The 12,477-nt window shown below is 71.6% G+C and carries 11 protein-coding genes; 7 read left to right on the top strand and 4 right to left on the bottom strand.

Going from position 1 to position 12,477, the window contains the following annotated elements:
- Positions 1–10 precede the first annotated feature (10 nt).
- From AB0L06_RS09055 to AB0L06_RS09040, 4 genes are read left to right on the top strand one after another with little or no spacing between them, the layout of a single operon-like run.
- Complete coding sequence (locus AB0L06_RS09055; RefSeq protein WP_500230401.1) at positions 11–451, top strand: GPW/gp25 family protein; 441 nt, start codon at positions 11–13, stop codon at positions 449–451.
- Positions 451–2,403 (top strand): putative baseplate assembly protein, encoded by a 1,953-nt coding sequence (locus AB0L06_RS09050; RefSeq protein ID WP_500230400.1) that lies wholly within the window; start codon positions 451–453, stop codon positions 2,401–2,403. The genes AB0L06_RS09055 and AB0L06_RS09050 overlap by 1 nt, the downstream gene beginning before the upstream one ends.
- Positions 2,400–2,984: a phage tail protein gene (locus AB0L06_RS09045; RefSeq protein WP_500230399.1), complete on the top strand. Its 585-nt coding sequence runs from the start codon at positions 2,400–2,402 to the stop codon at positions 2,982–2,984. Before AB0L06_RS09050 ends, AB0L06_RS09045 begins: the two co-directional genes overlap by 4 nt.
- Positions 2,981–4,237 carry an NADase-type glycan-binding domain-containing protein gene (locus tag AB0L06_RS09040; protein ID WP_500230398.1) on the top strand — a complete coding sequence of 419 codons (1,257 nt, stop codon included), beginning with the start codon at positions 2,981–2,983 and terminating at the stop codon, positions 4,235–4,237. The genes AB0L06_RS09045 and AB0L06_RS09040 overlap by 4 nt, the downstream gene beginning before the upstream one ends.
- Positions 4,238–4,248: 11 nt before the next feature.
- Here AB0L06_RS09040 and AB0L06_RS09035 read toward each other — a convergent pair whose 3' ends face one another.
- Complete coding sequence (locus tag AB0L06_RS09035; RefSeq protein ID WP_500230397.1) at positions 4,249–5,592, bottom strand: hypothetical protein; 1,344 nt, start codon at positions 5,590–5,592, stop codon at positions 4,249–4,251.
- Between the two features lie 201 nt (positions 5,593–5,793).
- On the opposite strand from AB0L06_RS09035, the gene AB0L06_RS09030 reads away from it, so the two are divergent.
- Complete coding sequence (locus AB0L06_RS09030; protein ID WP_500230396.1) at positions 5,794–6,267, top strand: cupin domain-containing protein; 474 nt, start codon at positions 5,794–5,796, stop codon at positions 6,265–6,267.
- Between the two features lie 41 nt (positions 6,268–6,308).
- Here AB0L06_RS09030 and AB0L06_RS09025 read toward each other — a convergent pair whose 3' ends face one another.
- Entirely contained in the window at positions 6,309–7,010 is a 702-nt protein-coding gene (locus tag AB0L06_RS09025; protein ID WP_500230395.1) for a helix-turn-helix domain-containing protein, read from the bottom strand.
- Positions 7,011–7,187: 177 nt separating this feature from the next.
- Between AB0L06_RS09025 and AB0L06_RS09020 the strand changes: the two genes are divergently transcribed.
- Both AB0L06_RS09020 and AB0L06_RS09015 read left to right on the top strand, forming a co-directional pair.
- On the top strand, positions 7,188–8,009 hold the full coding sequence (locus tag AB0L06_RS09020) for an oxidoreductase (RefSeq protein ID WP_500230394.1): 822 nt from the start codon (positions 7,188–7,190) through the stop codon (positions 8,007–8,009).
- An 83-nt stretch (positions 8,010–8,092) separates the two neighbouring features.
- The gene (locus AB0L06_RS09015; protein ID WP_500230393.1) at positions 8,093–9,760 is read left to right on the top strand and encodes a CocE/NonD family hydrolase; all 1,668 of its coding nucleotides are present in this window, start codon (positions 8,093–8,095) and stop codon (positions 9,758–9,760) included.
- Positions 9,761–9,832: 72 nt separating this feature from the next.
- Here AB0L06_RS09015 and AB0L06_RS09010 read toward each other — a convergent pair whose 3' ends face one another.
- The gene (locus tag AB0L06_RS09010; RefSeq protein ID WP_500230392.1) at positions 9,833–10,870 is read right to left on the bottom strand and encodes a ParB-like protein; all 1,038 of its coding nucleotides are present in this window, start codon (positions 10,868–10,870) and stop codon (positions 9,833–9,835) included.
- Positions 10,871–11,080: 210 nt separating this feature from the next.
- Positions 11,081–11,899: a CHAP domain-containing protein gene (locus tag AB0L06_RS09005; protein WP_500230391.1), complete on the bottom strand. Its 819-nt coding sequence runs from the start codon at positions 11,897–11,899 to the stop codon at positions 11,081–11,083.
- Positions 11,900–12,477 lie beyond the last annotated feature (578 nt).

Here is a 12,477-nt window from a genome sequence, read left to right as displayed (position 1 = left end):
GAAGGAAACGATGGGGGAGCAGTTCGTCGGCGCGGGCTGGGGATTCCCGATGCGCGTCAACGCCTCGGGCGGCATCGCGCTGGTGACCGGGGAGCGGGAGATCGAGGAGGCGATGCGCCTGGTGCTGGCCACGGCCCCGGGCGAGCGCCCGACGCGTCCGGAGTTCGGGTGCGCCGTGCACGACATGGTGTTCGCCCCGGTCAACGAGGAGACGGCGGGCCGCATCGCCTACGAGGTGCGCACCAGCCTGGACCGCTGGGAGCCGCGCGTGGACGTCGAGGACGTCGAGGTCACCGCCGACGCCGAGGACGTGGGCGTCCTCTACATCGACGTCCGCTACAAGATCCGCGGCACCAACAACCCGCGCAACCTGGTCTTCCCCTTCTACGTGATCCCCCGGCACGACGACGAGCCTGGCAACGGGCCCGACGAGATCGAGGCGGCGAGCTGATGGCCCTTCCCTCCCCGAACCTCGACGACCGCCGCTTCCAGCAGTTCGTGGACGACGCCAAGCGCTACATCCAGCGGCGCGCCCCCGAATGGACCGACCACAACGTCTCCGACCCCGGTGTGACGCTGATCGAGGCCGTCGCGCACATGGCCGACCAGCTCGTCTACCGGCTCAACCGCGTCCCGGACAAGAACTACCTGGCGTTCCTGGACCTCCTCGGCATCACCCTCCTCCCACCCTCCACCGCCCGCACCGACGTGACGTTCTGGCTTTCCGCCCCGCAGGAGCAGACGGTCACGATCCCGGCGTCCACCGAGGTCGCCACCCAACGCACCGAGACCGAGGAGGCGACCGTCTTCGCCACCGGGGACGCCCTCGACCTGGTCTCCTGCGAACTCGACCGGCTCGGCGTCCAGAACGAGGGCGGCCCGCTGACCGACCGCACCGCCGACCTGATCGAAGGCCGGGACATCGACTGCTTCGCCGCCGCTCCACGCCCCGGCGACGTCCTCGCGTTCGGCCTGTCCGCCGCAGTCCCCTCCTGCGCCGTCCTCCTCCGCCTGGACAGCCGCGTGGACGGCGTCGGCGTCGACCCCCGCCAGCCACCCCTCGTCTGGGAGGCGTGGACGTCCGCCGGCTGGCGCGAATGCGAACTCGACAGCGACGGGACGGGCGGCCTGAACCGTCCGGGCGAGGTCGTCCTGCACGTTCCGGACGGCCACATCAAGTCGCGCGCGGGCGCGCACGAGGCGGGCTGGCTGCGCTGCCGCGTCCTCGAACCCGAGCCGAACCAGCCGTTCTACTCGGTGTCCCCGACCATCCGCGCGGCCGAGGCCGCCACCCTCGGCGGGACGACCCGGGCGATCCACGCCGAACTGGTCACCGACGAGGTGCTCGGCGAGTCGGCCGGCGTCCCCGGGCAGCGCTTCCACCTGGCCCGCACCCCGGTCGTGAACGGCGACCCGCCGCTCGTCCTCGAGACCTCCTCGGGCGAAGGCTGGGAGACCTGGGACATCGTCGAGGACTTCGCCGCGTCCGGGCCGTCCGACCGGCACGCGCGCCTCGACCCGGCCACCGGCGAGGTCGCCTTCGGCCCGGCCGTCCGGCTGGCGGACGGCGGCCTGCGCCAGTACGGAGCCGTGCCCGACAAGGGCGCCACCCTGCGCGCCCGCTCCTACCGCACCGGCGGCGGACAGCCCGGAAACGTCGCGCGCGGAGCGCTCCGCGTGCTGCGCAGCTCGATCCCGTACGTCGCCCGCGTCACCAACCGGGAGGCCGCGCGCGGCGGCGTCGACCCCGAGACCCTGGACGAGGCCCGCCGCCGCGCCCCCATCACCCTGCGCGCCCAGGACCGCGCCGTCACCCCGCGCGACTACGAGGAACTGGCCCGCCGCGCCGCCCCCGAGGCCGCCCGCCTGCGCTGCCTCCCGGTGGACGACGCGGGCGCGGGCGCGGTGCGCGTCCTGGTCGTCCCGCAGGCCGTCTCCGACCCCGGCGGACGCCTCCGCTTCGAACAGCTCGTCCCCGGGGACGACCTGCTCGGCCGCATCACCCGCTACCTCGACGACCGCCGCCCCATCGGCATCCGGCTCAGCGTCGGCCCGCCCTTCTACCAGGGCGTCACCGTCGTCACGACCCTGCACGCCTTCAGCGCGGCCGACGCCGAGAAGGTCCGCACCTCCGCCCTCGAAGCCCTCTACGCCCACCTGGACCCGCTCACCGGCGGCGCGGACGGCCGCGGCTGGCCCTTCGGCCGCCCGCTCCAGTCCGGCGAGGTGTTCGCCGTCCTGCAACGCGTCCCGGGCGTGGAGATGGTCGACGAGGTCCGCCTGCACGCCGCCGACCCCCTCACCGGCAAGCGCGCCGACGCCGTCGACCGCATCGACCTGTCACCGGCCGCGCTCCTGTTCTCCCACGACCACAAGGTCCGCGTCCTCGGCGGGAAGCGATGAGGGGCGGCGTCGACGGCCTGGGCACCCCCTACGCCCTGGGCGACCACCTCCCGGCCGTCTTCGCCGAGGACGACCTGGCCCAGCGCTTCACCGCCGGACTGGACGAGGTCTTCGCGCCCATCCTCTCCGTCCTGGACTGCCTGGACGCCTACCTCTCACCGTCCCTGGCCCCGCCGGACTTCGTCACCTGGCTGGGCGGCTGGGTCGGCGCAGAACTCCGCGGCGACGAACCCGAATGGCAGGCCCGCGGCACGGTGTCCACCGCCGCCTCCCTCCACCGCCTGCGCGGCACCCGCCGAGGACTCGCCGCCGCCGTCCGCCTGGCCTTCGGCGTCGAAGCGGAGATCACCGAAAGCGGCGGCGCGTCGTGGTCCGCCCGCCCCCTGGGCGACTTCCCCGGCGCCCCGGAACCCCACCTGAACGTCACCCTCCGCGTCCCAGACCCGCAGGCCATCGACACCCAACGCCTGGACGACCTGGTCGCCGCCGCCCGCCCGGCCCACATGCCCTACGAGGTCCACGTCGTCCCGAAGGACGGCCCCACCGGCATGTGGACCGCTCAAAACAAGGAAGCCCCATGACCGCCAAGGACGCCTGCCCCGACTGCGGAGCCCCAGGCCAGTCCGGCTCGTTCTGCGACATCTGCGGCACCGTCCTGGACTGGACCGACCCCACCCCCGCCAAAACACCCCCGCCGAACGCCCCCGCGCCCACCCCGCCGAGCGCCCTCCCCGACCTCCAGACCGCCGCCGCCACCCCACCCCCGCCGCCACCCGGCCACACCGAAGCGCCCCACCCCGCACCAAACGATGCGACCCTCCCCGCACCAAACGATGCGACCTTCCGCCCACCGCATGACGTGACCTTCCACGCACCAAACGATGCGACCCTCCGCGCACCGCATGAGGCGACCCTCCCCGCACCCCCGGAGGACCCGGCCGAACGAGCCCGCCGCCTCCTCGTCCCAGTAGCGGACCAGCAGCCGCAAGCGACGCCGAACCCCCAGGTCGCGCCCGTCCTCCCCGGCGTTCCGGAACAGGCCCGTCCCCAGGTCAGGCAGGCCGAGGAGATGGCCGTCGTCGGCGGCGTGATCTGCCCCTGGTGCGACACCGCCAACCCGCGCGAACGCCACTTCTGCCGCAAGTGCGCGATGAGCCTGGTCTCCGCCGACCCGTCCGGGCCCCGCACCCGCTCCTGGTGGCGCCGGATCATCCGCCCCGACAACCGCGAGGCCCCCTGGGCGGGCGAACGCCCCCGCCTGCGCCGCGGCCTCAACCGCGCCCTCGCCCTGACCATCGCCGCCGCGCTGGGCCTCACCGCCGTCGGCGTCGGCGCGGCCTACGCCGATGACGCCGTGAACGGCGTCTACGACCACTTCGCCAAGCGCGTCCCGGTCTCCGTCAGCGACTCCAAGGCGTCCCACTCCGACCCCAACCACGGCCCCCGCATGGCCTTCGACGGCCTCGCCGACACCTGGTGGGGCGACGGCTACGGAGGCAACGGCGCGGGCCAGTACCTGGAGTCGACGTTCGGCCAGCCCACCGACCTCCTGAACGTCATCATCACCCCGGGTGTCTCCAAGCAGCCCGACCAGTACGCCCGCCAGGGCCGTCCCCAGATCCTCGCCGCGCTGATCACCACGTCCGACGGCAAGACCGTCACCAAGTCCCTCCGCCTGGACGACGCCGCGGGCCCGCAGAAACTCCCCCTACGAGCCCACAAGGTCACGAAGATCCGCCTGACCATCGAGGCCGCCTACGGCGCCGGTCCCAACGTCCAGGTCGGCATCTCCGAAATCGAGTTCTTCGGACGCTCCTTCGCCGGCACCCGCTAGCGGCAAGGCGCTCAGCCGACGCCGGGTCGCACCGCCGACCCGGCGCGCGGAGCGTGCACGTCAGGCGACGGCGCCAGGAACTCGCGGACGGCGAACGCGAGCCCGATCGCGACCGCGAACCAGAACACCACCAGGCCGGTGGGATGGTTCCACAGGACGAAGACGACCGCCGCGACGACCAGGATCCCGACACCGATCCACCGCTTCTGACGACGCACGAAGTCCTCGACCGGACCGGCCCGGAACCCCACCGAATCCGCCACCGAGCGGACGCCGCCGATGCCGGTGCTGCACGCCGTCCGCACGGTGGTGGCGACGCGGGAGGGCCCGCTGAAGAAAGCCGCCAGGGCGACCAGCGCCGCCAACGCCGCCACGGACCGCACGGCCTGCCGCAGGAACAGCACCAGGGCGTCGTAGACGGCCCCGGCCGCGCCGGAGTCGACGTCGGGGGGCAGCTGGTCGAGGAAGTAGGTGCGGAAGACGGCGAGCGCGATGCCGAGGACCAGCATCGCCACAGCGAAGCCGATCGCCGTGCCGATCAGCGCCCTGCGCCGGTCCCTGGCCAGGTAGACACCCCAGGCGGCGGCGAGCAGGGCGATGATCGGGAGCCAGCGGCCCAGGATCTGGAGCAGCCGGAAGCCCGACCTCACCTTCGCCAGCGTGGACGACTCGAACAGCGTGAACTGGGTGTGGACCGTGGGGATGTTGGAGGCCAGGCCGAGTCCGGAGTCCACCAGCTCGGTCTTGACCTTCTCGACGGCGGGCCCGACGTCCAGGGTGACCTTGTCGTTGTTCAGCTGGATGGCGCCGCCGCCCTGCCCGGTCAGCGCCTTGGCCACCGAGGCGTGCGCGGCGGTGATCACCTTGGTCCAGACGGTGGCGAACGCGTCGCTGGCCACGACCCGTCCGGCGACGGTGCCGATCAGGCTGGTCAGCCCCTTGCCGACGGGCCCGCTGAGCGTGTTGATCAGGTTGGCGGTCCGCGGCGGCACACCCCTCGCCGAGGCGGCGGCGGACAGCTCCTTCACCAGCGTGTTCACGTCGATCTGCTGCTCCACCTCCTCCGTCACCCGCTTGGTGACGGCGGCCTGCACGTCGGAGTTCCTGGCCAGCGGCCCCACGGCGGCGACGAACCGGCCGGTGTCGGTGATCTCGTCGCCGGCCCACACCGAGACCACCGACAGCATCGCGAGCACACAGGCGCAGACGATGAGCAGCGCGGAACCGAAGGCCCGGACGCGGTGGCGCGGCGGCCGGACCTGTTGCCCCTCCAGCTCGGCCACCCGTCGCCGAAGCTCGCCGATCTCCTCGTCGCCGGGGCGCTCGCCGCCGGCCGCGGCATCCGTGGGCGGCATACCCCTCTCCCTTCCAGGCAGCCCGGCCCCGCGCGACGGCGCTCAGCGCCAAGCCCCCATGATCGAACGCGAGAGTACGATTCCCGTCACGCTCAGTCACGAACCACGTCGCCGCACGAACCGTCCCTCCATGACCCCCTGGACATTCGGACCACGGTCCGCTTAATATAAGCGGACTACAGTCCGCATTTGGGAGTGTCCATGAAGCGCGTGCGCCGGCTAGTGATCGCGGCGGCCCTCGGCGGCCTGCTGCTCACCGCCTCCGAAGCGGCCGCCCAGTCGTCCCCGTCCTCGTCCCCGGCGCCCAAGGCGACAGCCGACAAGCCGGTCTACGTCCCCCTCCACGGCGGACAATGGCTCCCCTGCGAAGGACTGGACGGCTGCACCTACAAGCCCCTGCGCGGCAACCCCGCGACGGGCCCGTCCGAAGCCGTCTTCCGCCTGAAGGCCGGCACGGCGTTCGCCCCGCACTGGCACACCAGCCCCGAACACGTCGTGGGCATCTCCGGCAAGCTGGCCTGGAACGTCCAGGACGGCCCGCACGCCCGCATCGGCCAGGGCGACTTCCTCTACTACCCGTCCAAGGCCGTCCACTGGGGCCAGTGCCTGAAGGGCGCCGACTGCGTCTACAAGGTCTACGACGACCTCCCCTACGACTTCCACTCCGGCAACTAGAACCCGGCCCGTGCCGTGCCGGCCGAGGCGTTCGAGCGCGCTCAGCGCCGGCGCTGCATGGAAAGGGCCTGACGCCAGTGCTCGGCCGCCTCGGCCATGTCATGGCCGAGGCGCTCGAAGAACTGGCTGGTGATGTGGAGCCGTTCGCCGGTGGCCGTGTCGGTGCCGAAGATCCCCGCGCCGCGCCGGGTGGCGTCGGCCCACATCGCCATCGACCGGGCACTGGCCGCCCAGGTGCGGTACCAGACGTCGACGTCCACGACGTACCGCTCCCGCCGCGCCTCACGCTCCCGGGTGACCATCTCCCGCTGCTCGAGCCACCGGATGGCCTTGGAGATCGTCGCCGGGCTCACCTGGAGATGGCGGACCAGTTCCGAGGCGGTCATGCTGCCGCCGTCGCTGATGAACAGCGCGGCGAACACCTTGGCCGTCATGGGCGTCATCCCGCTCTCGATCATGATCGCGACGAAGCGCTCCTCGACGTCCCCGGCCGTGCCGCGGTGCTCGGCGACGTCCGGAAGGGCGGCAGGGGGAGTGCGCTTGCGGCGGCGGGCGCGCCAGTCCGTCGCGTGCTGCGCGCGGGCCGCCCGGTAGCCGTGCGGGCCGCCGTTCCTGGCGATCTCGCGGGTGACGGTGGACCGGGACCGTCCCAGCCTGCGGGCGATCTCCGCGTAGCTCAGGCCCGCCGCCAGCCCCTCGGCGATGCGGCGGCGATCCTCGGCGGTCAGCCGGCCTTCCGGCATGGGGTCCCCCTCCTCAGGGCGCTCGTGGCGATAGCGCCACCCGAACAACGTTGTTGCACTCAGCTACAAGCTCAATGCACCAATAAACTGCTTTCTACCTGGCCTTACGCATTCTGAATGTTGTCTCGTTGCTCAACGCGATCCTAGCCTTCTCGCATACCGCCAAGGAGGTTCGGCATGCAGAAGGTCATCCTGGTCACGGGCGCGTCCGCCGGCATCGGCAAGGCCACCGCGCTCGAACTCATCCGCGCCGGCCACATCGTCTACGGCGCCGCGCGGCGCGTGCGCAGGATGGACGACATCCGCGACGCCGGCGGACACGCCCTGGCCCTGGACGCGCGCCGGCCGGAGGATCTGGAACGGGTCGTCGGCACCGTCGTCGGGGAGCAGGGCCGCATCGACGTCCTGGTCAACAACGCCGGCACCGTCCTGCACGGCGCCGCCGAGGACACGCCCATCGACCTGGCGCGCGACCAGTTCGAGGTCAACCTCTTCGCGCCGGCCCGGCTGATCCAGCTCGCCCTGCCGTTCATGCGCGAGCGGGGAGCCGGCACCATCGTCAACGTCTCTTCCATCGGAGGCGAGATCGCGCTCCCGCTCGGCGGCTGGTACTACGCGAGCAAGCACGCCCTGGAGGCGTACTCCGACACCCTGCGCATGGAGGTCGAGCCGTTCGGCGTCGACGTCGTGATCATCCAGCCCGGCATCATCAAGACCGAGTTCGAGGACCGCACGGCCCAGGACCTCCGCGAGATCTCCGGCGGGACCGCGTATGGGGAGATGGCCGAGGCCATGGCCAGGCGCGCCGAGTCGCAGCTCGGCGAGGACGGCCAGGGCGCGGCCCCGGACGTCGTCGCCGCCACCATCCGGCAGGCCGTCGAAGCCGGCAGGCCCGAGACGCGCTACGCGGTCGGCTGGATGGCCGACAAGCTCCTGGAGCTCAACCGGACGCTGTCCGACCGCGAATTCGACAAGCTCGCCATGAACGCCGCGAAGTAGACCCCCGCGACGCCGCGCCGACATTGTCCCGCCCCTCCGGGCCCACCCGCTTCCGTCAACGAACTCCGGCGGTGATGACCTCCATGAACGTGCAGGACGAACAAGAGCCGGACGCCCGGCCGGGCCGCCGCGAACGCGTCGTCGACCGATGGCTCTCCCGCCGCCTCGGGTTGCGCTCGGAGAGCAGCGAGTACACGATCGACCGGCGCGTGCGGATCCCGATGCGTGACGGGGTCGAACTGCTCGCCGACCACTACGCCCCTGTCGGGGACGCGGTGGGCACGGTGATGATCCGCTCGCCCTACGGCTGGGAAGGGATCAACGCGGCCCTGTACCGGGCCCAGTTCCCCGTCCGGCGCTACCACCTGCTGCTCGTCCGCTGCCGAGGCACGTTCGGCTCCGGCGGCGCGTGGAATCCGTGGGTGCACGAGATCGACGACGGCATCGACACGATGGCCTGGCTGCGACTCCAGCGATGGTTCGACGGCAGGCTGGCGACCGTCGGCAACTCCTACCTGGGCTGGACGCAGTGGGCGCTGCTGATGGACCCGCCTCCCGAACTGGCCGCCGCGGTGATCCAGACCGCGCCGCACGACTTCGGGGAGACCGCCTACTTCGGCGGGGCCTTCAACCTCGGTGACTGGCTCGGCTGGAGCGACCAGCTGGCGCATCAGGAACGCGCCGGCGCCATGCGCGCCGTCCTGCGCATGGCCACCGCCGAACGGCGGCAAGCGCCTGCCATGTCGTCGCTGCCACTGGCGGACGCGGCGGACGATCTCTGCGACGGGCAGGCGCCCTGGTTCCGGGACTGGACGAGCTCCCGCGACCTGTCCGCCCCTTTCTGGGAGCCGATGCGCCTCGGCGAGGCCCTGGAAAGGGTCCGGGTACCCGTACTACTGCAATCCGGCTGGCAGGACATCTTCCTTCCGCAGACCCATCGGCAGTACACGTGCCTGCGTGAGCGCGGCGTGGAAGTGGCGCTGACCATAGGGCCCTGGACGCACCGGCAGACCGGCACGCAAGGCATGTCCATGCTCGCCCGGGAGACGATGGACTGGCTCGACCGGCACGTCGCCGGCATCCGCGACGACCTCCGCCCGGCTCCGGTGCGGATGTTCGTCACCGGCACCGACGAATGGCGCGGACTGGCCGACTGGCCCGAACACCCCTCGGACCGGGCCCTGCACCTGAATCCGGAAGGCGCACTCGGCGAAAGCCGCGCAGCCGACGACACGCCACCGGCCCGCTTCACCTACGACCCGGCCGACCCCACTCCCACCATCGGCGGCCGGCTGCTCGGCCCCGGCGGCGGCTACCGGGACGACAGCGCCCTGGCCGAGCGCGCTGACGTGCTCGCCTTCACCGGCCCGCCCCTGGCCGAGGCGATAGAGGTCATCGGCACGCCCTGGGTGGAACTCGCGCACAGCTCCGACACGCCGAACGCCGACGTGTTCGTCCGCCTCAGCGAAGTGGATCGCAAGGGTCGGTCACAGAACGTCAGCGACGGATTCGTCCGGCTCGACCCCGGCCGGACCGACGGCCTCCTCCGGATCGACCTGGACCCGATCGCACACCGCTTCCGGGCCGGTCATCGCGTCCGGCTCCTGGTGGCGGGCGGTTCGCACCCACGCTGGGAACGCAACCTGGGCACCGGCGAGGACCCGGCCACGTCCACCGGACTCGCACCGTCCCGCCGCGCCATCGACCTCACCCGCTCTCAACTCCGCCTCCCCACCTCACCCCAGACGTGAGGCCACGGCGACGCGGCCCGATGGTGAACGCGTCCGGACCGGCCGGCATCGCCGATCCGGACGCCGCGGACGTCAGCCCAGGCCGTGCACCCGCTTGTACTCCAGCGCGTAGGCGAGCTTGCCGGGCTTGGACGCGTCGTAGGGCTTGCTGAGCTTGTCGAACTCGCCCTTGTCGTCAGGCTTCCCGGCATTCCACTGCTCAAGCGCGCCGAGCTGCCCGGCCGTGAACCCGCTGTCGACGACGGTGCTCTTCGGCAGCGCGGTCATCTTCCGCGTCAGCGTCTTGACGGTGCCCAGGTAGCTCGCCAGGTCATTGGCGTTCCACGCCGAAAGGTCGACCGGCTTGCCGTCCCGAACCCAGCTGCCCCAGTAGAACTCCTGGAACGGCACGCTGTTCTGCGTGTAGCCGATGTCGCGGCCGAAGTAGAGGAGGCTGCGGTACTTGTCGTCCTGGAAGTTCGAAAGGCCGACGCTGTCCGGCAGCTTGTTCACCTTGACCGGCCTGCCCTCGGGGTCGCGCAGGTAGTCCCACTTGTTGGCGGTCATCTCCGACCAGAACTTCTTCCTGGTCAGAGTGCTGAGGTTGCCCAACACCCGCAGCCGCACCCGCATGTTGAGCCCGCCGTCCGGCGTCTCGGCGAACGACGTGAGCGTGTGGTGCCCGTCCGTCAGATAGGGCCGTCCGCCGGGACCGATGACGACCGTCTTCATCGCCGCGACGCTGTCGGCCGTCTCACCCCCGACCGGCAGCTCGCAGGTGAACGAGGACGGATCGTCCAGCCTGGCCCCCGGCTTCACGCTCGCCGCCGAGACCCGCCCGTCCGCCTCGCACCAGTCGTCGAACTTCTTGTTGACCGCGTCCTTGCCCAGCGTGTAGCGCCCGAGCTTGTAGTAGACCTCGTCGTACCCCAGCGACGGCTGCGTCGGCTTGACGTCCCCGATCCGCACGTCCAGCAGGTCGCCGGTCTTGGCGCACAGATACCGTGCGTAGGGCGTCGCGCGCTGGTCATGCCCGCAGAACGACGGCGCGGCCTGCGCCGGCGTGGCCACCGCGAGCCCGCTTCCGACCACCAGCGCCGCCCCGACGAGCGAAAGCCCTCCGACCCGCATCGACCAGCTCCTCGAACCCGGCGCGCGAACCCCTGGGGCCCGCCGCGCGACCACCGGACGTCCCACGACGCCCGTCGGTGACCCTGACGCCCACCGGTTCCACCTCAGCGACACAAGCCAGAACAATCCGGGTACTCGAGCTGAACAGTCGGAAGCCCCGCCACGCGAAGGCGCGGCGGGGCTCCGGACGGTCCCCCGTCGGTCAGGCGATCAGAAGTGGAGCATCCACTGGAAGGCCGACTGGGCGTTGCTCACCCGGATGTGGTGACGCGTGCCGTAGTGCAGCGGCGTGTTCCAGTTGTACTCCTCCACGTCGAAGGAGCCGTCGGAGTAGACCTTGTTCACGTAGGCGACGTGGCCGACCTTGTGGACGTCGTTGACGGCGATCGCGCCGACCTTCGGCGTCTTGTCGACCTTCACGCCGACCCGGCGCGCGGCGTTGTCCCACATGCCGGCGTTGCCCCAGGTGGTCTTCCAGTGGTTGTTGAAGCTGCGGACGCCGAGCCGGCTCGCGATCCGGTAGGCGGCGAACGCCGTGCAGTTGTTCTGGGCGAAGCCCCGCGCGTTGTGGTCGTAGTCATTGCGCGGCGTCTGGCCGGTGCCGGGCTTCGGCACACCGAACGAGTGCGAGGCGTTCTGGTTCTTCAGTCCGGAGTTCAGGTTGCCCTTCGCGCCCGCCTTGAAGTCCTGGTAGCGGCCGCCGTAGTTGCTGTTGAAGTAGACCCGGACGGTCTTGCTGCTGCGGTTCCACACCGACGCCGCGGAGTTCTTGACGCACTTGCCCTTGCCGGCGCCCGCGCTCTTGAAGTCGTAGCAACCCGGCTGCTTGGCCCCGTAGTTGCTGACCGACGTGGTGAAGTCCGACAACGAGCCCTTCTGATTGCTGTTGTAGTACAGACAGAACTCGCCGGTGTCGCACTTGCCGTTCCGGCCGGCCGCGTCGGCGGCGGTCCCCGTGACGGCGATGACGCCCCCACCGAGCGCGGCCACAGCGGCCGCCGAGGTCAGGGCCTTGCCGAGCATCTTCATGCTTTCCCCTTCAAGTCTGTGGAGCCAGGAGCGGATCGGACTGTGGCCCGTCATCCATGCCGCGAACCCGGCGACGCGCGGCGCGGGCGCCGACGAGGGAGGCGAGCAAGAGAGCCGGTGACCAGGACGACGACGCAGGAGACCTGCCCCGTCGGACCTCCTGGCGGCCGGCGAGCAGACGCATTGCCCGAGGCGGGGATCATGCTTGTCGACTGCCCGGCCTGTTCACAAGAAGTTCGGTGTTGTCAGCCTGTAAGCCGATTCCCGCACCCCAGCCCCCGCACCACTTGACACCCCGTAAAGCCCGTAAACCACCCATCTGTCCCAATCAACCCACCACCGCACCACCCCAATCCCCCCGCCGTCCGCCCCCCAGAACCCCCCACCCGCAACAGCCCCCGCCCACCAGAACAGCCGCCCCGCCCACCGGAACAGCCGCCCCGGCCCACCGGAACGGCCGCCCCGGCCCACCGGAACGGCGGCCCCGGCCCACCGGAACGGCGGCCCCGGCCCACCGGAACGGCGGCCCCGGCCCACCGGAACGGCGGCCCCGGCCCACCGGAACGGCGGCCCCGGCC

The sequence above is a fragment of the Spirillospora sp. NPDC052269 genome, assembly GCF_040679435.1.
GTDB lineage: Bacteria > Actinomycetota > Actinomycetes > Streptosporangiales > Streptosporangiaceae > Spirillospora.
Note: the sequence above shows the minus strand (reverse complement) of the source record. Positions and strands in the feature narration are given on the sequence as shown.